The organism is Rhizobium sp. Pop5, assembly GCF_024721175.1.
GTDB lineage: Bacteria > Pseudomonadota > Alphaproteobacteria > Rhizobiales > Rhizobiaceae > Rhizobium.
Genome location: NZ_CP099399.1, coordinates 3,279,636 through 3,300,073, shown reverse-complemented (window position 1 = coordinate 3,300,073; position 20,438 = coordinate 3,279,636). Strand labels below are relative to the sequence as shown.

Below are 20,438 nucleotides of genomic sequence, written 5' to 3'. Positions count from 1 at the left end.
CTATGAGTATGGCAGCGGTGGAAAGCCAATTGCCCGGCGACCGGATCAGCAAGCGCAATTTCGACATGCTTGCCCGGTTCATCTACGACTATAGCGGCATCAAGATGCCGCCGACCAAGCTGACGATGCTCGAAGGGCGGTTGAGACGTCGCCTTCGCGCGACCAATCATTCGACCTTCGACGACTATTGCGACTTCCTGTTCAACCACGATGGTCTGGCCCAGGAAACCGTCTACCTCATCGACGTGGTGACGACAAACAAGACCGACTTCTTCCGGGAAGCCAAGCATTTCGACTACCTGCAGACCGTGGCGTTGCCGACGATCGCCAGCAGCGGCGTGCGCACCATCCGCACCTGGAGTTCGGCCTGCTCGACGGGGGCGGAACCCTACACGATGGCGATGGTGCTGGCGGAATTTGCCGAAGGCCGTAACGACGTCTCCTACAGCGTGCTTGCCACCGATCTTTCCACCGACGTGCTGCAGACGGCGCGCCGGGGCATTTATCCGGAAGACATGATCGCGCCGGTGCCGCGCGACCTGCAGCGCAAATACGTGCTGGTCGCCAAGCAGCCGGGCCGGAAGGAGGTGCGTATCACGCCGAAGCTGCGCAGCAGGGTGGGATTTGCCCGAATGAACCTGATGGACGATAAATACCCGGTCGGCGACTTGATGAACATCATCTTCTGCCGCAACGTGCTGATCTACTTCGACAAGCAAACCCAGGCCGGCGTGCTCAACCGTCTCTGCAATTGCCTGGCGAAGGGCGGCTACATGTTCATCGGCCATTCCGAGTCGATCACCGGCTTCGACCTGCCGCTGAAACAGGTTTCGAACACGGTGTTTCAGCGTATCTAGAGTATTCCCGCTTTTGTCCTAATCGCGGAAATGCTCTATCTCTTCGTTTTCACGCAATTCCAGCAAAGCCGTTACACGCTTTTGTTGGAATTGCTCCAGAGGCATCCATGCGTAAGAAAATCCGCGTTCTCATCATCGACGATTCCGCCAGCATCCGCCAGACGTTGAGCCATGTGCTGGAGCAGGATCCCGATATCGAGATCATGGGGGTCGCATCCGATCCCTTCGTGGCGGCGCGGAAGCTGCAGGAAGAAATCCCCGATGTCATCACGCTCGATGTGGAGATGCCGCGGATGGACGGCATCACCTTCCTTCGCAAGCTGATGTCGCAGCGGCCGATCCCCGTCGTGATGTGCTCGTCGCTGACGGAGGCGGGTTCGGAAACGTTGCTGCAGGCGCTGGAGGCCGGCGCCGTCGACGTCATTCTGAAATCGAAGATCGGCGCCGCCGACAGCCTGGCCGACGATGCCATACGCATTCGCGAAGTCGTCAAGAGCGCCTCATATGCGCGGCTTTCCACCGTGCGCCGCGCCGCCGGCACCATTCGTTCCGCTTCCGCCGAGGGGCCGGCCAAGAAGCTGACGGCGGACGCGATGCTGCCGCCGCCGACGGGACGGGCGATGGCGAAGACGACGGAGATGGTCGTCTGCGTCGGGGCCTCCACCGGCGGCACCGAGGCACTGCGCGAATTCCTGGAGGAACTGCCGGCCAATGCGCCTGGTGTGGTGATCGTCCAGCATATGCCGGAGAAATTCACCGCCGCCTTCGCGAAGCGCCTGAACGGGCTCTGCGAGGTCGAGGTCAAGGAGGCCGCCGATGGCGACCCGGTGCTGCGCGGTCACGTGCTGATCGCGCCTGGCGACAAGCACATGCTGCTCGAACGACAGGGCGCGCGCTACTATGTGAGCGTGAAGACCGGACCGCTGGTCTCCCGCCACCGGCCTTCCGTCGATGTGCTCTTCCGTTCGGCCGCGCGTTCGGCCGGATCGAACGCGATGGGCATCATCATGACCGGCATGGGAGACGACGGCGCGCGCGGCATGCTGGAAATGCATGAGACCGGCGCCTACACCGTGGCCCAGGACGAGGCGAGTTCCGTTGTTTTCGGCATGCCGAAGGAGGCGATCGCCAAAGGTGGCGTCGACCGTGTCCTGCCGCTCGATCAGATCGCCCGCGAAGTGTTGATGACACAGCAGAAATTCTGAGATCGGCTCCAACCGGTCGGCAAAGGGAGCGATTTCCGCAGCTGCAGGGCAGCCATGCGCGCCTCCCCTTGAAATTTCCGTGATTTTGTGGTCTTGAGGCCGCCAATCTTTGCAGCGCTGCCTGTCTGCATGTTCAGGGACATTTCCCGCCCTGGCAGCGCGCATCCCGTATCAGTCCCAAGGAAAATGCGCAGATGGCCCGTTCAGCTCTTCTCAATGTCATGGTTCAGGCTGCCCTCAAGGCAGGAAAATCGCTGGGGCGTGATTTCGGCGAAGTGCAGAACCTGCAGGTTTCCGTGAAGGGACCGGGCGATTTCGTTTCCACCGCCGACCGCAAGGCCGAGAAGATTGTTCGCGAAGAGCTGATGAAGGCTCGTCCGACCTATGGTTTCCTCGGCGAGGAAAGCGAAGAGATCAAGGGCACGGACGGCGCGCATCGCTGGATCGTCGACCCGCTCGATGGCACGACGAACTTCCTGCACGGCATCCCGGCTTTCGCCGTCTCCATCGCGCTCGAACGCAATGGCGAGATCGTCGCCGCCGTCGTCTTCAATCCGGCAACCGACGAACTTTATACCGCCGAGCGTGGCGGCGGCGCCTTCCTCAACGACCGGCGCCTGCGCGTCGCCGCGCGCCGTGTGCTCTCGGATTGCGTCATCGGCTGCGGCGTGCCGGCGCTTGGCAAACGCAACCACGGTAAATTCCTGGTCGAGCTTCGACATGTGATGGGCGAAGTGGCAGGCATCCGCCGTCTCGGTTCGCCGACGCTCGATCTCGCCTATGTCGCTGCCGGTCGTTTCGACGGTTTCTGGGAAGCGGAGCTTGCGCCCTGGGACATGGCGGCCGGCATCCTGCTCATCCGCGAAGCCGGCGGTTTTGCCACCGACTGGGACGGCGGGACGGCCATTCTGGAGAGCGGCGCGATCGTCGCCGGCAACGAAGCCATCCAGAAGGCGTTGATCGAGGTCATCAAGCGGCCGATCCCCGCCAAGTGACCGGGTGAAAATCCGCCTGTTGTAAACTCACGGTTTTCGCCCCGGCATACTTCAATTCGGCACAATGTTGCTCTAGTCTCCGCCAGCAATGAGTTCGGAGGCTGCTGAACCTATGGAAAATGTGAATGTGGCGGAGATCGGCTCCACCGAAAAGACGACGGGCGGCTATGCCCACAGGCTTTCGAGTCCGATGCCTTTCCTCTGGACGATGCTGCTTTTCCTCGTCATCGTCGGTTTCATTGCCGCCATCCTTTTCCGGCAGACACAGACCGCCTTCATGCACAATCCAGGCCTCAACGGCCTGATTCTCGGCGTTCTCGCCGTCGGAATCATCCTTGTTTTCAATCATGTGCTGGCGCTTCGCCCCGAAGTGCGCTGGTTCAATTCCTTCCGCGCCGCTGGCAACGCCGACAAGGTCAACCGCAATCCCCGGCTGCTTGCGCCGATGCGGGCGCTGATCGGCAGCCGCAAGAGTTCGGTGGCACTGTCGACCACGGCGTTGCGCTCGATCCTCGATTCGATCGCCACCCGCCTCGACGAATCGCGCGACGTTTCGCGCTACCTGATCGGCCTCCTGGTCTTCCTCGGCCTGCTCGGCACCTTCTGGGGTCTCATCGGCACGATCGGTTCGATCAGCACCGTCATCCAGTCGCTCGATGCCAGCTCGAACGGCACGGGCGACGTGCTCTCGGCGCTGAAGGAAGGGCTTTCCACGCCGCTTTCGGGGATGGGCCAGGCCTTTTCATCCTCGCTGCTCGGCCTTTCCGGTTCGCTCATTCTCGGCTTCCTCGACCTTCAGGCCGGCCGCGCTCAGAACCGCTTCTATATGGAGCTGGAAAACTGGCTCTCCTCCGTCACCGATGTCGGCTCCGATCTTGCACCCGCTTTCGAGGCCGTGTCCGGCGCTTCCTCGGAAGACATGCGGGCGCTTTCCGACTATCTGCGTAAGGTCTCCGAAGAGGGCGGCGTCGGCAGCCAGCGTTCGGTCGCTGCGATGGCGAGCCTTGCCGAAGGCATTCAGGGTCTCGTCAAGAACATGCGCAACGAGCAGCAGATGCTGCGCGACTGGATCGAGGCGCAGCAGGACGAGGCGAAGGCGATGCGCCGCACGCTTGATCGGCTGGCCGAACGCATCGGCCTGCAGGAGCGCGGTGGCGACAGGACCGAGCGCGCGCGCGATCGGTCGAGCCAGACAGAGAAGAGCGAGGGCAAGTAAGCCATGGCTCTTGCCCGCAATCGCCGCCGCGAACGCACGGTGGATTACTGGCCTGGCTTCGTCGATGCCTTGTCGACGCTGCTCATCTCGATCATGTTCCTGCTGACGGTCTTCGTCGTCGGGCAATTCATTCTTAGCCGCGAAATCACGGGCCGCGATGAGGTGCTGAATCGCCTCAACAGCCAGATCAACGAGTTGACGCAGCTTCTGGCGCTCGAAAAGGGCAGCAACCAGGATCTCCAGGATTCGGTCGCCAACCTGCAGGCTTCGCTTTCCAATGCCGAAGGCGAGCGGTCGCGGCTGCAGGCGCTGCTGAACGCCGGCGCCGGCGGCCAGGACGCGGCACAGAAGCGGATCGGCGCGATGACGCAGGAGCTCGACGAGCAGAAGCAGGTGAGCGAGCGGGCGCTTAGCCAGGTCGAGCTTCTGAATCAGCAGATCGCAGCACTTCGCAGCCAGATTGCCGCCGTCGAAGCGGCGCTTCAGGCGTCGGAGGAGAAGGACCGGGTCTCGCAGACCAAAATCGCCGATCTCGGCAGCCGCCTTAACGTGGCTCTTGCCGCGCGCGTGCAGGAGTTGAACCGTTATCGTTCCGATTTCTTCGGTCGCTTACGCGAAATCCTCTCGGACCGCGAGAATATCCGCATTGTCGGCGACCGGTTCGTCTTCCAGTCGGAGGTGCTGTTTCCTTCGGGCGGCGCCGATCTCAATCCGGAAGGGCAAACGGAGATGGCGAAGCTCGCCGCAGCCCTTCTCGATCTCGCCAAGGAAATTCCCCCAGAGATCAACTGGGTTCTGCGCGTCGACGGCCATACCGACAATGTGCCGCTTGCCGGAACCGGCCGCTATCGCGACAATTGGGAGCTTTCCTCGGCCCGCGCAATTTCGGTCGTCAAATTCCTGATCGCCCAGGGCGTGCCGGCCGACCGGCTCGTTGCCGCCGGCTTCGGCGAGTTCCAGCCGATCGCTCCGGGCGACACGCCGGATGCGCGCGCCACCAACCGCCGTATCGAGCTCAAGCTGACCGAAAAATGATCAGCCGGGCATTGCCTGCGGCAGCTCCTTCAGCCGGCCGGTGAGAAAGCTGCGCACGGCGGGGCTGTCGCTGAGGCCGATCGCCGCCATGTAGGCGTCGGCCGCGGCGGCATCATCGCCGGCGCGCGCCAGAAGAAAGGCGCGCACGGCCCAATAGGGCTGATACGCGGCAATGTCGCGCGGATCGAGCCTGTCGAGTTGCTCCAGACCGGCGGCCGGACTCAACGCCCTGCCGATCACCGCAGCCTGGCTAACCCGCGCGCCAAGCGCCGGCTTCATCGTCACGAGCGCGGCGTAGAGTGTCGTCAGCGCCTGCCAGTCGGTCGCTCCCGAGAACCGGCGCGCCGCATGCACGGACTGGATCGCTGCCTGGCACTGGAAGGGGCCGAAACGGTCGAGCCCTCCTGCCTTGCGCAACAGCGCATCGGCCTCTGCGATCATGATCGCGTTCCAGGTCGCCGTATCCTGTTCGTCCAGCGGCACATATCGGCTGTTGCCGTCGCGCCGGGCGCTGCGACGGGCTTCACAGTGAAGCATCAGCGACAGGAGACCGATCGCTTCCGGTTCGTCGGGCAATACGGCGAGGAGCGCGCGGCCGAGCCAGATCGCCTCACCGGCGAGCGAATGGCGCTCTTCCTCGCCGTCGAGACCGTCCCAGCCGAGACCATAGGCGGCGTAGATTGCCGAAAGAACGGCGACGAGCCGACCTGATAAGGCCGGGCGAGGGGGAACGGCGAAGGGAATGCCGGCGTCGCGGATCTTCATCTTGGCCCGCACCAGCCGCTGACTCATCGCCTCCGGTGAAACGACGAAGGCTCGCGCGATGGTTTTTGCCTCGATGCCGAGAACGGTCTGCAGCATCAGTGGAGTATGCACGGAGCTGTCGATGGCGGGATGAGTGCAGGCGAAAAGCAGCTTCAGCCGCTCATCAGGAAAGACGGATTTGCCGGCTTCGTTCATGCGTTCCTCGGCCTCCTCGAAGGCGAGCGATATCGTTGCCTGCGCGTTGGCCTGGACAGTGCGGCGGCGGGCGGCCTGCATGAGGTTGCGGCGCGCAGCCACCAGCAGCCAGGCTTCCGGTTTGTCGGGAATGCCACGCTCCGGCCAGACGCTGAGAGCCGAAGCCAGCGCCTCCGACAATGCGTCTTCCGCCGCCGGCACGTCACGCGAGCGGGCGGCAAGAAAGGCGATCAGCTTGCCGTAGGATTGACGCGCTACCCGTTCGGCAGCGCGTCCGGCATCGGAAAGCACCGTGGCCTCACATCTGCAAGCGCGGGCGAAGCTCGACCGAACCCTTGTCGGAGATCGGAACGCGCGTGGCCCATTCCATCGCGGTGTCGATGTCGGGAACCTCGATCAGATAGAACCCGCCGAGCTGTTCCTTGCCTTCCGGATAGGGACCGTCTTGAACATCGTGGTTCTCACCTTTGCGGCGTATGATCGTGCCGGTCTCCGGCGCCGTCAGCCCGGCGCCGCCGGTCATAATTCCTGCCTGGGCGAGCGCCTTGCTGTAGGCGACCCAGCCGTCGCGATAGGCGGGATCGTTGCGCCGGGCGAAATCCTCGGCGGCTTCGCGAATGATGAGAGCATATTGCATGGAAAACTCCTGATCTCGTTGTTGGCGTTGAGCCCGGCAGGCCGCTATCGGGGATCGATACCTCGAAAGCCGCGAACCCGGCGGAGCGGCTTACCCGTCCCGAGACAATGAGGCGCGGCCAACGGTCATTTCGACATGGCCTTTAAAAAATATTCGAAAAAGCGAAATGGCGCCCAAGATAATAGACAAAGGGCCGGACTCAAGGCACCAGCGCTGCCTATCGGCGCTAAAGGGCAGAGCGGCGGTCAAGCCGCCGCTGCCGTCTTGATCAGGCTTCGGCCTTGGTCTGATCGACGATATCAGCGCCGGGCGAGTTCTTCTTGATGGATTCGATGGCATTCAACGCGGACGCCTTCGCCTTGTAGCCCTCGGAACTGAACATGGTTTCCCCGTTCGATGCCTTGAAGCGGAAACGGAATTCGCCTGCCTTATCCTTGTAGACTTCGAATTTATACATTGATGTCTCCCAAAACGCTGAATTCCAACCATCAGCAGGACGGAGGCTAGACCAAAATGGTGAGCTTTTCCACTACCTTAATTAGAAATGGATTGCATAGCGTCCAATTGCCGTCGCTTGCTTCGGGCGCGAGCCAAGCGGAGGGCGGCGGCTGTGCCGCCCCGCGTCATTCCATCTGGATGTTTGCGCCCTTGACGACCGGTCCCCATTTGGCGAGCTCGGCCTTCACATGGGTGGCGAGTTCTTCCGGCGTCGAGCCGACGATGGTGGCGCTGAACTCCTTCATGCGCTCGGCAACTGCCGGGTCCGCGAGCGCTTTCTTGGCCGAGGCGTTGAGGCGCATCACCACCTCCTTCGGCGTTTCGGCCGGGGCGAAGAGCGCATTCCACGTATAGGTCTCGTAGCCCGGTATGCCCGACTCGGCGATCGTGGGCACGTCGGGGAAGGAGGGCGCGCGCTCGGCCGTCGTCACCGCCAGAGCCCGTAGAGTGCCTGCCTTGATGTGACCGGACGAAGACGGCAGGTTGTCGAACATGATCGGCACCTGGTTACCGATGACATCGTTCAATGCCGGGCCGGCTCCCTTATAGGGGATGTGCTGCATACCGACGCCGGCCATGCTCTTGAAGAGTTCGCCGGACAGATGCAACGGCGTGCCGTTGCCCGAGGAGGCATAGCTGTATTTGTCGGGCTCGGCCTTCAAAAGCGCGATCAGTTCCTGCACGGTCTTTGCCGGCAGCTCGGGATTGACGACCAGCACGTTCGGCACGACGACGAGCAGCGAGACCGGCGTGAAATCCTTCTCGGGATCATAGGGTGTCGATTTGAGAATCAATGGATTGAGCGCATGGGTCGCGACTGTTCCCATCAAAATGGTATAGCCGTCGGGTTCGGCGCGGGCGACGTTACCGGCGCCGAGATTGCCGCCGGCGCCCGCAACGTTCTGGACGATCACCTGCTGACCGAGATCCTCCGACATTTTCTGCGCGACGATGCGTGCGACGACATCGGTCGAACCGCCGGCCGCAAAGGGCACGACCATGGTGATCGGACGATCGGGAAAATCCGCCGCAGCGGATGCTGTGCCGAGACCGAGCGTGGCGGTCAGGCCGAGAGCAAGCGCAAGGCTCGTGCGTCGCGTGATATCGGAAAGCGCCATTCCTATCTCCTCCCAAGGATTTCAGCAGCGATATCCCCACCCGGGGCATGAAGAGGGTAGGGCAGGAGGCGCCAAAGACAACCGCAGGGAGGTGCAGTCGGCGTGAGACTTTAGTCTCTGTCGGTAGAGGCGCACATGCCGGTTATTTGGCGGGGGCGAGCACATCCTCATTGGCGGCATCGAATTGGAGGCGCGCCAGCCGGGCATAGATGCCGCCGTGGCGGATCAGGCTCTGATGCGTGCCTTCCTCGACGATGCGGCCTTGATCCATGACGAGGATGCGGTCGGCCTTCAGCACGGTCGCGAGCCGATGGGCGATGACGAGCGTCGTGCGCCCGTCCACCAGCCCGTCGAGCGCCTTCTGCACCAGCGTTTCGCTTTCGGCATCGAGTGCGGAGGTCGCTTCGTCGAGCAGCAGCACGGGCGCGTTCTTCAGGATGGCGCGGGCAATGGCGATGCGTTGGCGCTGGCCGCCGGAAAGGGTCACGCCACGCTCGCCGACCTCGGTCTCGTAGCCCTTATCCAGGCGGGCGATGAATTCGTCGGCCTGGGCCGCGATTGCTGCGGCGCGGACTTCGTCGCGCGAGGCACCGGGGCGGCCGAAAGCGATGTTGTCATGGATCGAGGCGGCGAAAATGGTGACATCCTGCGGCACGATGGCGATGCGCTTGCGCAGCTCGTCGGGCGTCGTCAGCCGCGCGTCGACGTCGTCGATCTTCACGCTGCCCTGCTGCGGATCATAGAAGCGCAGCAGCAGCGAGAAGACGGTGCTCTTGCCGGCGCCAGAAGGGCCGACGATCGCGACCGTCTCACCGGGCGCGACCGCGAAGCTCAAGCCGTGCAGCGCCGATTTGCCGGGACGCGAGGGATAGGCGAAATGCACGCCGGAAAATTCGACACGGCCGCGGCCGGGCGAAGGAAGAGTTTCCGGATTGGCGGGAGCTGCGATCGGCGAGACTTCGTCGAGAAGCTCGGTCAGTCGGTCGGCAGCGCCGGCTGCCTGGGAGAGTTCGCCCCAGACCTCCGACAGCGCGCCGAGCGAGCCGGCGGAGATGACCGCATAAAGCAGGAACTGGCCGAGTGTGCCGGCCGAAAGCGTGCCGGCAAGCACGCTATGTGCGCCGACCCAAAGCATGGCGACGACGCTGCCGAAGATCAGCGTGATGGCGATGCCTGTCAGCAGGGCGCGGGAACGGATGGCGGCGCGGGCGGCCTCATAGGCGGATTCGACGGCTGCGCCATAGCGTGTCGCTGCGATATCCTCGCCGTTGAAGGCCTGGACGGTGCGGGTGGCGGCAACCGTCTCGTTGGCGAAGGCGGAAGCCTCGGCGAGCGTATCCTGGGCGGCGCGGGAACGTTTGCGCACCGAGCGGCCGAAGGCGACGAGCGGAAAGACGATCAGCGGGATCGCGCCGATGACGAGGCTTGAGAGCTTCGGCGAGGTCACGATCATCATGCCCATGGCGCCGAGACAAAGGATGAGGTTCCTGAGCGCGACCGAAGCCGTGGCGCCGACGGCGGACTTGATCTGCGTCGTATCGGCGGTCAGCCGCGAGACGATCTCGCCGGACTGATTGACATCGAAGAAAGAGGGTGACAGCCGCGTCACATGGGCGAAGACGTCGCTACGAAGATCGGCGACGATGCGCTCGCCGATGGTAATGACGAAATAATAGCGCAGCGCGCTTGCGACCGCGAGCACGACCGCCATGACCATCAGCATGGCGAAGTAGCTGTTGATGAAGCTGCCATCGGACTGGGTGAAGCCGTGATCGATCATGCGGCGTACGGCAAGCGGCAACGCCAGCGAGGTAACGGCGGCGAGCGCCAGCGATATCAACGCGCCGGCCACCATGGCACGATAACGCATGACATAGGGCGTCAGCCTGCCGAGTGGCCGCAGCGACCGCCTTTTGTTTTCCTCACCCCGTGCCTGCTCTGCCAAATCGTCTCCGATCACCCTCAGGACCCGCGCAATGCGGCCTGTAGGCTCTTGTTATCCCGGCGTCCTTCATGTATAGGCACCGCATCCTAATGGGAAGCCGTAGCCATCACGACTGCGGCTTCATTTATTCAATCGGTTCGTTGGCCGCAACTGCATGCGGCAAATTGAACTCCGGTATCGCAGGAAGATTGTTATGAAGGCAGGCATCCATCCCGACTATCACGTCATCAAGGTAGTCATGACCGATGGCACCGAATACGAAACCCGCTCGACCTGGGGTTCGGAAGGCGCTGTCATGAACCTCGAAATCGATTCCAAGTCGCATCCGGCCTGGACCGGCGGCAACCAGCAGCTCATGGACCGCGGTGGCCGCGTCTCCAAGTTCAACAAGCGCTTCGGCGGCCTCGGCCTCTAATCGCTTCTGCTCGACGGATTTCGAAAAGAGCCCGGTTCTGCCGGGCTTTTTTGCGTTTGCATGCTGGGGGACGCGGCTGTCGAACGACAAACAAAAAACCGGCCGCGCAAAGCGCAGCCGGTCTGGTATCGAATTCCCGAAAATCTGATCAGTTGTTCCCGAAGGCGGTCTGCAGCAGGGAAAGCTGGGCCTGGACACTGTTCTGGTTGTCGTGGACGATCACGGCTTCGGCCGGACGATAGATTTCGCGATCGAGCAGGGCGATGCGGTTCTGCAGGCGCAGCGAACGTTCGACGAGGTCGCGGAAGGATTCCGGCAGGTCGCCCCAGCCGGGTGCGGCGCGATCGACGTTGAAGCCGTCGAGGCGAACCTTGTTCTTCTCAGCCAGTACCTGGTCGCGTGACATCTCGCCGTTATTGACGGCGCGCTGCAGTAGCAGCCAGGACGCCATCTGCATCAGGCGGGTGGTCAGGCGCATCGATTCCGCCGCATAGAGGACCGAAGCCATCCGCGGCAAAACCTTCGAGGCAGCGCGGCCCTGGCCATCGAGATAGGCTGCAGTCTCTTCGACCAGCGACATGCCTTCCGAATAGAGCGCCTTGAACTGTGAGGATGCAGCCGCGCGGCCCGCAAAACTGATCGTGTTCAATCCAACTTCCGACATCGCAATAGTCCCTGTTGCACGCAGCTACTTATGTTCAGGTAACGCCCGTGCCGATGGAAAAGTTTCCGAGCCCGGTCTTTATGACTTTAAGATGGTATCATTAGCGCAAATGCGCAAGCCGTTTCTTAAGAAAGGGTTAATCTCCACAGTTTCGTGGAAGTGCGCCGGCTGCAAGTAAAAAGAAGAGCCGCAAAAGCGGCTCTCAAGGTAAAACAGGGAGAAAAATCAGACCAATTCACCGCTTGGAAAATCGTCTGAGATCCAGAGAAAATCTGGATGAGTACAGTAATACCTTATAAAGCTTAATATTTTATTAACATTGTGCCGGATTTAGACTTGAGGCAGTCTCATTTTCTCGCCTAGACTCCTGTTTTTTAGGCGTTTCGGCGATCACGAACGGAAGAAGCTCTCCGCCGCCTGCCGTCCGGACGCCTTGCGGGTGGCCTCGGCTTCGAGGCGGGCGATCTCCGCCTTCAGCAATTCCACCCGCGCTTTCAGCTCGTCCACCGACAGCATGGAAAGATCGGCGCCGATCTCATGGACGGCCTTCTTCTGCGGCCGGTCGTCATCGATGAAGCTCATGGTTCGTCCTCCGTTTGAAGTTCAGCCGAACTTTACAGCAGGATCGCCACTTTCGGGAGACTTTCCGGTTTCCGAAGATTTGCCGGTGCCGCGGTCGGCGAGCGACATGCTTTGCGGCGTCAGCATCGGCGAAGTGCCGGTGGGGATCGTCGTATAGGCGTCTCGGTCGCTCGCCGGAACGGCGGCGCGGATGCGGCTTCTGATGATGGCGTAAACCGTAATCAGCAGATGGGCGACGGCGGTGACGAGGAAGAGCGCATGCGGGGTAATCACCGACATGACGGGGCCACCGATCGTCGGGCCGATGACCGTGCCGATGCCGTAGAGCAGCAGCAGGCCGCCGGAGACCTTGACGAAATCCTCGGCCGCCGCGAAGTCGTTCGCATGGGCGACGGCGATCGGGTAGAGCGTGTTTGCCACCGCGCCATAGAGAACGACGAGCCCGATCAGCAGAGCGGCAGACGTCGGATGGATCAGGAAGATCAGCAGGCCGGCAACGGCCGCGATCCCCGACATTGCGGCCAGCACGTAACGCCGGTCGATCCGGTCGGAAAGCCGGCCGGCCGGCAGCTGCATCAGCGCACCGGCGAAGATGGTGGCGCTCATCATGACGGCGATGCTTGTATCGGAGAGCCCGGCGCCGGCACCGAAGACGGCGCCGAGCGTACCGTAGGCGCCGTTGGCGATGCCGACGAGCAGGATGCCAAGGCAGGAAACCGGCGAGTTGCGGTAGAGCGCCGGCAGGTCGAGGCGCACCGCCTTCAGCGGCTGCGGCGAGGCGGCGGTCGACAGCGTCGTCGGCAGCATGGCGATGCAATAGAAGATGCCGCAGATCATGAAGAGCACCGGCGTGCGCACGTCTTCCAGCGGGATCATCATCTGGCCGCCAACGACGCCGAGGAGCGTGATGCCGATATAAAGCGAGAAGATCGCGCCGCGGCTCTCATTGCTGGCGCGCTCGTTCAGCCAGCTTTCGATGATCATCGAGGTGCCGGCCGTCGAAAAGCCGGTGACGGCGCGCAGGACCACCCACCAGACCGGATGGATGACGATGCCGCTCACCAGCGCGATGATGGCGATGATCGAGATGAAGCCTGAGAAAGCTCTGACATGGCCGACGCGGCGCACCAGTTTCGGCGCCACCAGGCAGCCGATGACGAAGCCCCCTGCCCATGAAGTGCCGAGCAAGCCGAGCGTGGTCGTGGCATAGCCCTCGAGGTTGCCCCTCACCGGAAGCAGGATGCCCTGCAGGCCGTTGCCCATGAAAAGAAAGAGCGTGCCAAAGAGCAGCGCGGCGACGGACAACAGGTTTCTCTTCATTTCCCCGACTCAAGTCTCAAGCGATTTGACATGGACATAAGGCAAGACTGCTTCAGCCCAGCCTCAAGATGATTGATTGTGCCCCGGAATGTCTTTACGGCGTGTAGTGATCCTCTTGTTCGCGCGGAAAAATGTCCGTCCTGTGACATTCCGAAAAACGGAAAAAATAAAGCATGACAAAGCTGATAGCCTTGCTGCTCATCCTTGCCATGGCGATACAGGTGATCAAGCCGCTGGGGCTCCCCGGCCTCAGGCGACGGATGGATTTCTGGAGGATCGCGCTGATCGCTTTCGGCGTCTGGGCTTTGGCACTGCTTTCGCGCGACTTCCTGATGTAGACGTGCCTCGCCAGGTCTGCGATCGTCAGTCGCGAAGTAAGATTTCTCCGCGCATGACGGGCACGCAGCTTCCCGAGATCACGACGTCGGTGACGATGCCGCCGGATTTCGCGACATCGAGGGCGATGAGGCTGCGACGGCCCATTTCGACGCCCTGTTCGATGGTGATGCGGACGTTCATATCGGCCTCCGGCGCCAGCGAGACGAGATAGGCGGCAAGGGCTGCCGAAGCGCTGCCGGTCGCCGGATCCTCGGACACATTGTCGAGCGGCGCGAACATGCGGGCGCGAATATTCCACGGATCCTCAGTTGTCCTGACATAGACGAAGAGCGAGAAGTCGTGGCCGCTCGTCACTTGACGGCCGGCAGCTTCATGGAAGCCGGCAAGATTGGGACGGGCGGCGGCCAGGGAATCGAGTCCATCCAGTTCGGCGACGGCGAAGTTCAGGCCGACGGAGGCAAAGACGGGCGCGTGGGTGGTCGCGATGACGGCGCCGGGATCGAGCGTGATACAGCGGGCGATGGTTTCCCTCGTGATGGTATCGCCGATCGTCAACGGCCCCGGCGCGCGGATGGCGGCGGCCGTGACCCTTCCCTCCCGACGTTTCAGACTGACCTCAACGATGCCGGCCTTTTCCTCGAAGCGCAGCGTATCGCCGACCGGCTTGCCGAAGATCTCCGCCTGCTGGCCAAGCACGTAAGCCGTGCCGACATTCGGATGGCCGGCGAAGGGGATTTCCATTGTCGGAGTGAAGATGCGCACGCGGGCGGAATTCTGAGGATCGTCCGGCGGCAGGACGAAGGTGACTTCGGAATAGTTGAACTCGGTGGCGATCTTCTGCATCGCCGCATCGGTGAGCCCGCCTGCACCGGAGATGACGGCAAGCGGATTGCCCTCGAAGCGCGTGGCGGTGAAGACGTCGACGGTGACGTAAGAAACGGTATCCATAGCGGCTCCTGTTGCAGCGGGCCTCTATCGATAATCATGAATTTCCGGTGAGGCGAACCGGTTTCTTGTCGCCGTTACAATGCAGAAGGGGCCGGCAACATGGTGTTGCCGGCCCCTCGTCATTTGAATCAAAGCTCCTGAGAACTCAGGCGGCCCGTTCCAGATCTTTCTTCCAGCTGCCCTTGGCCGCAAGGCTGTTCATCTCGGCGCGATGGGTGAATTCGCGCTGGCCGGCAGCGACGTTTTCCGGCTTGCCGTTCCAGGCCTTCAGCGCGCTGTCCTGCAGGGCGCGGCCGTAGGAGAAGGTAACGAGCCAGGGCAGGTCGGCCGTGGCATTGATGGCGGAAAGATGCGCGGTCGCCTCTTCGGTCGACTGGCCGCCGGAGAGGAACGCGATACCCGGAACCGCTGACGGCACCGTGCGCTTCAGCACCTGAACGGTGCGCTCTGCGACTTCGGCGACCGAGGCCTTGCGGGCGTTCTTGCCGTCGATGACCATATTCGGCTTCAGGATCATGCCTTCGAGGCTGACGCGGGCATCGGCCAGTTCCTCGAAAACGATGCGCAGCGTGGATTCGGTGACTTCGGCGCAGCGATCGATATTGTGGTCGCCCGGCTTGCCGTCCATCAGGCATTCCGGCTCGACGATCGGGACGATCTTGGCTTCCTGGCAGAGAGCCGCATAGCGTGCGAGCGCCTGCGCGTTGGCGCGAACCGAGCCGCGGGTCGGCAGCGACGAGGAGATGGCGATCACGCCGCGCCACTTGGCGAAGCGCGCGCCGGCTTCGTAATAGCGGGCAAGGCGTTCGCCGAGGCCATCGAGACCTTCGGTGATGGTTTCGCCTGGGAATTTCGCCATCGGCTTGGCGCCGGTATCGACCTTGATGCCGGGAATCGAACCGGCGGCGCGGATGATGTCGACGAAGGGCGTGCCGTCGGCGGCCTTCTGGAACAGCGTCTCTTCGTAGAGGATGACGCCGGAGATATGTTTCTTCATCGCTTCGTCGGAGCGGAAGAGCATCTCGCGATAATCGCGGCGGCTGGTTTCGGTCGATTCCAGGTTGATCGTGTCGAAACGCTTCTTGATGGTGGAGGTCGATTCATCAGCCGCGAGCAGTCCCCGGCCGCCTGCAACCATCTGCACTGCAATGTCTTCCAGTCGTTCGCTCATCTCGTTCTCTCCACAGCATTAAACATCAGCAGTTTACGAATATAGGACGGCGATAACAGAAGTTTATAGAGAGGAAAATGGAAGGCTAAGTCATTGAAACGATTGAAATCAATTCAATCGTTTGAAAAAATGGGATTTTTTCCGGCTCTTGAGCAAAAGACCGCGGCAGGCTCTTCGCCCCCGCGGTCTATCCACATGTAAAACCTGTCAAATCCGCTTGGTGGTCATTTGCCGGCGTTGAGGACGGCGACGCCGGGAAGCTCCTTGCCTTCCATCCATTCCAGGAAAGCACCGCCGGCAGTGGAGACATAGCTGAACTCGTCGGCAACGCCGGCGTGGTTCAGCGCAGAGACGGTATCGCCGCCGCCGGCAACGGAGGTCAGCTTGCCGGCCGCTGTGCGCGCGGCCGCGTATTTTGCGGCAGCGACCGTTGAGGCATCGAAGGGTTCGATCTCGAAAGCGCCGAGCGGACCGTTCCAGACCAGGGTTGCGGCGCGTTCGATCCAGGCGTTGATGGCCTGGACGGATTTCGGGCCGACGTCGAGCACCATGGCATCGGCCGGAATGGCGTTGATGTCGACGATCTCGTTGGCGGCGCCCGCCTTGAATTCGCGGGCGACGACGCCGTCTTCCGGCAGGATGATGGCGCAGCCTGATGTCGCGGCCTCGATCATGATCTGCTTGGCGGTATCGGCGAGATCATGTTCGCAAAGCGATTTTCCGACATTGGTGCCGCGCGCAGCGATGAAGGTGTTGGCCATGCCGCCGCCGATGACGAGCGCATCGACCTTCTTCACGAGGTTCATCAAGAGGTCGATCTTGGTCGAGACCTTGGCGCCGCCAACGATGGCGACGACCGGGCGGGCGGGAGCGCCGAGACCCTTTTCCAGCGCTTCCAGCTCGGCCTGCATGGTGCGGCCGGCATGGGCCGGCAGGTGGTGGGCAAGGCCCTCCGTCGAGGCATGGGCGCGGTGGGCGGCGGAGAAGGCGTCGTTGACGTAGATATCGCCGTTGGCTGCAAGCGCCTTGGTGAAGTCTGCGTCGTTCTTTTCCTCGCCCTTGTGGAAGCGGGTGTTTTCCAGGAGCAGGATATCGCCGTCGTTCATTGTCGCTACGGCGGAGGCGGCGGCCTCGCCGATGCAATCGCCGGCCGTCAGCACGGCGTGATCAAGCACTTCCTCGACGGAAGGAGCGATCAGCGACAGCGAGAGATCCGGCGACGGACCGTCCTTCGGCCGGCCGAAATGGGCAAGCAGGATGACCTTGGCGCCTTTCTCGGACAGTTCGAGGATCGTCGGCGCCACACGCTCGATGCGCGTCGTATCGGTGACCTTGCCGTCCTTGACGGGTACGTTGAGGTCGACGCGCACGAGAACGCGCTTGCCGCGGATGTCGGAAAGATCGTCGAGGGTCTTGAAAGAAGGCATGGGGAGGATCCAGTCTTGGTTGGCGGAAGTCGCGCCGACCATAGCAAGGATCATCCGAGACGCAAGGCGTTCAACGGCCGTTTTCGTGTCTGGCTTCTTCGCGTCCGGTCGGCGCTTTTTGTGCGCTTTCAGAGGTCGTGGTTTCGCGGTTGCGGCGTCCTTTCAGCCGGTCGCGGACGCGCTGGATGATATCCTTGAGATTGATGAAGATCGGCAGGGTGATCGCCGGTTCGACCGCTTCCAGCGACATGCCGACGGAGGTGACGTGATCGTGCTCGTCGAGATCGCGGACGATGAGAATGATCGAGCCGAGGCGGACGCGGTCGGCATAATCGGCCTTGCCGCCGAGGCGCTGCCGCATCAGTTCGGCAATCGTCAGACCCTTTTCGGACTCATTGAGAAGCCCTGGGCCATAGGCGGCGTCGAGATCGGCGGCCGGGCGGGCGGGAGAAAGCGCGAAGGCTCCGAAGAATTCGGCATCGTCCTCATCCACCGGGGCACGGCTGGCAAAGAGCCGGTCGAGCAGGCGAGAATAGCTCGGCACGATGAAGAGATAAACGAGATCGTTCTCGCGCAATCGCCCGGCATATTGGTAGCGCATCGACTTGCCGTCGCGAATGACGAGCGATGGTGTTGCCCAGCGCGGAATGCGCTCGCCGCGCAGCACCGGGCTATCCTTGATGACGCGATAGGAGAGCAATTCGTGGTTGGCGGCGCCCGGCAGATCGACTTCCACCTTGTCGACGGCGCCGATGCGCGGCGGAATGATCAGGCCGAGCTTCTTGGCGACCGGCTTGATCGTCCAGCCCTGGACGAGCAGCGAGACCAGCACGATGATGAAGGCGGTGTTGAAATAGATCTGGCCGTTTTCCAGCTTGCCGAGGATCGGCATGATCGCAAGCAGGATAGAGACGGCGCCGCGCAGGCCGACCCAGGCGACGAAGCCGATTTCCTGCTGCGTGTAGTCGAAGGGAAGCAGCGACAGCCAGACGGCCAGCGGCCGGGCGACGAAGATCAGGAAGAGGGCGAGCAGAATGGCGGGCACGATGATGACGGGGAATTGCGATGGCGTGGCGAGCAGGCCAAGCACCAGGAACATGATGATCTGCGCCAGCCAGGTCATGCCGTCCTGGAAGCGCTTGATCGTGCCGATCGCCTGCATCTTGCGGTTTCCCGCATAGATGCCGGCGACATAGACTGCAAGGAAGCCGCTGCCGCCGACAGCACCCGTGAAGGAGAAGACGAGAAGGGCGAGCGCCAGCACGAAGATCGGCGTCAGACCGCGGTCGGTATCGAGCCTGCTGACGATCAGCACGATCATCATCCCGCCGAGCAGGCCGAGGATGACGCCGAGGCCCATCTGCTGGATGAACATGGCGAGCATGCCGATATTGATGCCGGAGTAGCGCTCACCGCTCGCCAGCACCTCAACGAGGGCGATGGTAAGAAAGATCGCCATCGGGTCGTTGGTGCCGGATTCGACTTCCAAGGTCGAACGCACCTTGTCGCGGATGTTAATGCCGCCGATGCGCAGCAGGAAGAAGACGGCGGCGGCATCGGTGGACGCCACGATCGAGCCGAGCAGCAGACCTTCGAGCCAGGTGAAATTCAAAAGCCACATCGCGGCGAAGGCAAAGAGCGAGGCGGTGATGAGGACCCCGACCGAGGCGAGCGCGAGTGATGGCACCGCCGCAAGCCGGAAGGCCTGCATCGGCGTGCCGAAGCCGGAATCGAACAGGATGACGGCGAGCGCAATGGAGCCGAGAATATAGGCGAGGTAATTGTTGCTGAACTCGATGCCGAGGCCATCGACGCCTGCGGCAAGGCCGATCATCAGGAAGAGCAGCAGCAGGGGGGCGCCGAAGCGGAAAGCGAGCAGGCTCGAAAAAGCGGCAAGAAGCACGAGCGCCGTCGAGACCAGCACCACGATGTAGAACGCTTCCATGCCCACCCCTTTCCATCGACCGCTTCGCCGATGCGGCCATCCCCGGTCGCCTCGCCTTGTCTCAAAGCCTCCGCCACACGTGACGATCCATCAGTAAACGGCAAAACGGCAGAGAAGGGTAGGCCTTGCGGCTTAACCTCGTCTCGTGCTGCATCATGCTGCTGAACGGCTGCCGGACGGCCACCGACACGGAAATGCTACGGGAGAAACTCTCTATAAAGAATGTATAAGAAAATCAGGCAAGAGCAGGGCGAAAGACAGGGAGATCGATTTTTCCTGCCCGTAATTTTTCCTGGCCGTATCCGCCAACCGCGACAGGATAAGACACATTTCTCCACGCGGGCCCGTTCGCGGGTGAACGCGGAGATTTTTCGATGTCGGGCGGGAAAGGCAGGCCGCAGCTTTGTGCTGGGCGCGATCCGAAACCTCGCTATTAGAATACTGCCTGAAGTATGATGACGGCGAGAAACGCAAGACCAATGAGCGCGGCAACCGAAATGACCAGACGATTAGCCTTCGCCAACACTGCAGGTCTGACATCCCGCTTGGCGTGAAAGCGCTGCCGCCGCTTGAGGGTGGTCTGGGACAAGCGTTTTTGCACCTCTGCCATTTGTCGCCTCCGCCTGGGTCATTTCAGCCATTGTGCCGCGCTGTACATTTCCTCAGTTTATCACGCTTAGCCGGCGAATTGCCAACCGTGATTCCACCCTTGCGGCCACGTCGAACCCATGGCTTCGAAATCGCTTTTGCAACCGGAAGACCGACGCAGGTCGACTGTCAGTCTTCGGTGTCCTCGCCCTCGTCGATCAGATCTTCGACAGGGACCAGGAAAACGACGAACTCGTCGTCGATGGTCCTCTCGGGATCGTCGTCGAATTCATAGGCATCCTCGACTTCGCTTGCTTCCTCGGCGGTCGCCTTGCGCAGGCTGAGCGTCGCCTTGCGGTCCCACAAGGGTTTGCCTTCGGACTCGAGTATGGTCAGGTCGTCGCGAAAATCTTCCGCTTCGAAGAAATGCGTCGCTTCCTCATCGTTTTTCGAGCGAAAGCTGGCGACGGCGCGGCCGGCGATTTCAACGGTAAAGTAATCCATCTATCCCTCTTCATCTCCCCGGGTGTCGATGCGGTTCCGGGGGTATCAACGATGCCACGACCAGTTTCG

At 62.0% G+C, this 20,438-nt stretch carries 21 protein-coding genes; 7 read left to right on the top strand and 14 right to left on the bottom strand.

The features are described 5' to 3' along the window. Positions 1-2: 2 nt before the first annotated feature. The 5 genes from NE852_RS18505 (at position 3) to NE852_RS18485 (ending at position 5,308) form a co-directional block, all read left to right on the top strand. On the top strand, positions 3-857 hold the full coding sequence (locus NE852_RS18505; protein ID WP_258155918.1) for a protein-glutamate O-methyltransferase CheR: 855 nt from the start codon (positions 3-5) through the stop codon (positions 855-857). A gap of 107 nt (positions 858-964) precedes the next feature. Further along, positions 965-2,062, top strand: a complete 1,098-nt coding sequence (locus NE852_RS18500) for a chemotaxis response regulator protein-glutamate methylesterase (RefSeq protein ID WP_008533116.1) — start codon at positions 965-967, stop codon at positions 2,060-2,062. A 194-nt stretch (positions 2,063-2,256) separates the two neighbouring features. Continuing rightward, positions 2,257-3,057, top strand: coding sequence for an inositol monophosphatase family protein (locus NE852_RS18495; protein WP_008533115.1), 801 nt, complete (start codon positions 2,257-2,259; stop codon positions 3,055-3,057). A gap of 112 nt (positions 3,058-3,169) precedes the next feature. After that, complete coding sequence (locus NE852_RS18490) at positions 3,170-4,273, top strand: MotA/TolQ/ExbB proton channel family protein (RefSeq protein ID WP_008533114.1); 1,104 nt, start codon at positions 3,170-3,172, stop codon at positions 4,271-4,273. 3 nt (positions 4,274-4,276) lie between these two features. Beyond that, a complete protein-coding gene (locus tag NE852_RS18485) occupies positions 4,277-5,308 on the top strand; it encodes a peptidoglycan -binding protein (RefSeq protein WP_008533113.1) in 1,032 nt (343 codons plus the stop codon). Here NE852_RS18485 and NE852_RS18480 read toward each other — a convergent pair whose 3' ends face one another. From NE852_RS18480 to NE852_RS18460, 5 genes are all read right to left on the bottom strand, one after another. Beyond that, positions 5,309-6,559 (bottom strand): RNA polymerase sigma factor, encoded by a 1,251-nt coding sequence (locus tag NE852_RS18480; protein ID WP_008533112.1) that lies wholly within the window; start codon positions 6,557-6,559, stop codon positions 5,309-5,311. A gap of 7 nt (positions 6,560-6,566) precedes the next feature. Continuing rightward, the gene (locus NE852_RS18475; RefSeq protein WP_258155917.1) at positions 6,567-6,905 is read right to left on the bottom strand and encodes a YciI family protein; all 339 of its coding nucleotides are present in this window, start codon (positions 6,903-6,905) and stop codon (positions 6,567-6,569) included. 268 nt (positions 6,906-7,173) lie between these two features. Next, on the bottom strand, positions 7,174-7,362 hold the full coding sequence (locus NE852_RS18470) for a YegP family protein (RefSeq protein ID WP_008537135.1): 189 nt from the start codon (positions 7,360-7,362) through the stop codon (positions 7,174-7,176). Positions 7,363-7,528: 166 nt separating this feature from the next. Next, positions 7,529-8,521 carry a tripartite tricarboxylate transporter substrate binding protein gene (locus NE852_RS18465; RefSeq protein ID WP_258155916.1) on the bottom strand — a complete coding sequence of 331 codons (993 nt, stop codon included), beginning with the start codon at positions 8,519-8,521 and terminating at the stop codon, positions 7,529-7,531. 142 nt (positions 8,522-8,663) lie between these two features. Next, the gene (locus NE852_RS18460; protein ID WP_258155915.1) at positions 8,664-10,466 is read right to left on the bottom strand and encodes an ABC transporter transmembrane domain-containing protein; all 1,803 of its coding nucleotides are present in this window, start codon (positions 10,464-10,466) and stop codon (positions 8,664-8,666) included. Between the two features lie 193 nt (positions 10,467-10,659). Here NE852_RS18460 and rpmE point away from each other — a divergent pair, with 193 nt between their 5' ends. Continuing rightward, complete coding sequence (gene rpmE, locus NE852_RS18455; RefSeq protein ID WP_008533100.1) at positions 10,660-10,881, top strand: 50S ribosomal protein L31; 222 nt, start codon at positions 10,660-10,662, stop codon at positions 10,879-10,881. Positions 10,882-11,029: 148 nt separating this feature from the next. Here the strand turns inward: rpmE and NE852_RS18450 are convergent, their stop codons facing one another. The 3 genes from NE852_RS18450 to NE852_RS18440 form a co-directional block, all read right to left on the bottom strand. Then, entirely contained in the window at positions 11,030-11,545 is a 516-nt protein-coding gene (locus NE852_RS18450) for a DUF1465 family protein (RefSeq protein WP_008533099.1), read from the bottom strand. A 390-nt stretch (positions 11,546-11,935) separates the two neighbouring features. Next, positions 11,936-12,127 (bottom strand): DUF1192 domain-containing protein, encoded by a 192-nt coding sequence (locus tag NE852_RS18445; protein WP_008533098.1) that lies wholly within the window; start codon positions 12,125-12,127, stop codon positions 11,936-11,938. A 21-nt stretch (positions 12,128-12,148) separates the two neighbouring features. After that, positions 12,149-13,447: an MFS transporter gene (locus NE852_RS18440; RefSeq protein WP_258155914.1), complete on the bottom strand. Its 1,299-nt coding sequence runs from the start codon at positions 13,445-13,447 to the stop codon at positions 12,149-12,151. Between the two features lie 173 nt (positions 13,448-13,620). Between NE852_RS18440 and NE852_RS18435 the strand changes: the two genes are divergently transcribed. Further along, positions 13,621-13,785, top strand: coding sequence for a hypothetical protein (locus tag NE852_RS18435; protein WP_008533093.1), 165 nt, complete (start codon positions 13,621-13,623; stop codon positions 13,783-13,785). A gap of 25 nt (positions 13,786-13,810) precedes the next feature. On the opposite strand, the gene NE852_RS18430 is transcribed toward NE852_RS18435, so the two are convergent. From NE852_RS18430 to NE852_RS18405, 6 genes are all read right to left on the bottom strand, one after another. Continuing rightward, positions 13,811-14,734, bottom strand: coding sequence for a PhzF family phenazine biosynthesis protein (locus tag NE852_RS18430; RefSeq protein ID WP_008533091.1), 924 nt, complete (start codon positions 14,732-14,734; stop codon positions 13,811-13,813). A 145-nt stretch (positions 14,735-14,879) separates the two neighbouring features. Further along, positions 14,880-15,905, bottom strand: a complete 1,026-nt coding sequence (locus tag NE852_RS18425) for a class I fructose-bisphosphate aldolase (protein ID WP_258155913.1) — start codon at positions 15,903-15,905, stop codon at positions 14,880-14,882. Between the two features lie 224 nt (positions 15,906-16,129). After that, positions 16,130-17,332 (bottom strand): phosphoglycerate kinase, encoded by a 1,203-nt coding sequence (locus NE852_RS18420; protein WP_258155912.1) that lies wholly within the window; start codon positions 17,330-17,332, stop codon positions 16,130-16,132. A 70-nt stretch (positions 17,333-17,402) separates the two neighbouring features. Next, entirely contained in the window at positions 17,403-19,277 is a 1,875-nt protein-coding gene (locus tag NE852_RS18415; protein WP_258155911.1) for a potassium/proton antiporter, read from the bottom strand. A gap of 433 nt (positions 19,278-19,710) precedes the next feature. After that, positions 19,711-19,887 (bottom strand): hypothetical protein, encoded by a 177-nt coding sequence (locus NE852_RS18410; protein ID WP_008533081.1) that lies wholly within the window; start codon positions 19,885-19,887, stop codon positions 19,711-19,713. Between the two features lie 167 nt (positions 19,888-20,054). Then, positions 20,055-20,369: a hypothetical protein gene (locus NE852_RS18405; RefSeq protein WP_008533079.1), complete on the bottom strand. Its 315-nt coding sequence runs from the start codon at positions 20,367-20,369 to the stop codon at positions 20,055-20,057. Between the last annotated feature and the right edge of the window lie 69 nt (positions 20,370-20,438).

Coding starts and splice junctions, on each gene's coding strand:
- NE852_RS18450 (WP_008533099.1), bottom strand. CDS start 11,545: ATGTCGGAAGTTGGATTGAACACGATCAGTTTTGCGGGCCGCGCGGCT.
- NE852_RS18445 (WP_008533098.1), bottom strand. CDS start 12,127: ATGAGCTTCATCGATGACGACCGGCCGCAGAAGAAGGCCGTCCATGAG.
- NE852_RS18505 (WP_258155918.1), top strand. CDS start 3: ATGAGTATGGCAGCGGTGGAAAGCCAATTGCCCGGCGACCGGATCAGC.
- rpmE (WP_008533100.1), top strand. CDS start 10,660: ATGAAGGCAGGCATCCATCCCGACTATCACGTCATCAAGGTAGTCATG.
- NE852_RS18405 (WP_008533079.1), bottom strand. CDS start 20,369: ATGGATTACTTTACCGTTGAAATCGCCGGCCGCGCCGTCGCCAGCTTT.
- NE852_RS18470 (WP_008537135.1), bottom strand. CDS start 7,362: ATGTATAAATTCGAAGTCTACAAGGATAAGGCAGGCGAATTCCGTTTC.
- NE852_RS18425 (WP_258155913.1), bottom strand. CDS start 15,905: ATGAGCGAACGACTGGAAGACATTGCAGTGCAGATGGTTGCAGGCGGC.
- NE852_RS18465 (WP_258155916.1), bottom strand. CDS start 8,521: ATGGCGCTTTCCGATATCACGCGACGCACGAGCCTTGCGCTTGCTCTC.
- NE852_RS18420 (WP_258155912.1), bottom strand. CDS start 17,332: ATGCCTTCTTTCAAGACCCTCGACGATCTTTCCGACATCCGCGGCAAG.
- NE852_RS18475 (WP_258155917.1), bottom strand. CDS start 6,905: ATGCAATATGCTCTCATCATTCGCGAAGCCGCCGAGGATTTCGCCCGG.
- NE852_RS18430 (WP_008533091.1), bottom strand. CDS start 14,734: ATGGATACCGTTTCTTACGTCACCGTCGACGTCTTCACCGCCACGCGC.
- NE852_RS18435 (WP_008533093.1), top strand. CDS start 13,621: ATGACAAAGCTGATAGCCTTGCTGCTCATCCTTGCCATGGCGATACAG.
- NE852_RS18500 (WP_008533116.1), top strand. CDS start 965: ATGCGTAAGAAAATCCGCGTTCTCATCATCGACGATTCCGCCAGCATC.
- NE852_RS18490 (WP_008533114.1), top strand. CDS start 3,170: ATGGAAAATGTGAATGTGGCGGAGATCGGCTCCACCGAAAAGACGACG.
- NE852_RS18410 (WP_008533081.1), bottom strand. CDS start 19,887: ATGGCAGAGGTGCAAAAACGCTTGTCCCAGACCACCCTCAAGCGGCGG.
- NE852_RS18440 (WP_258155914.1), bottom strand. CDS start 13,447: ATGAAGAGAAACCTGTTGTCCGTCGCCGCGCTGCTCTTTGGCACGCTC.
- NE852_RS18415 (WP_258155911.1), bottom strand. CDS start 19,277: ATGGAAGCGTTCTACATCGTGGTGCTGGTCTCGACGGCGCTCGTGCTT.
- NE852_RS18495 (WP_008533115.1), top strand. CDS start 2,257: ATGGCCCGTTCAGCTCTTCTCAATGTCATGGTTCAGGCTGCCCTCAAG.
- NE852_RS18485 (WP_008533113.1), top strand. CDS start 4,277: ATGGCTCTTGCCCGCAATCGCCGCCGCGAACGCACGGTGGATTACTGG.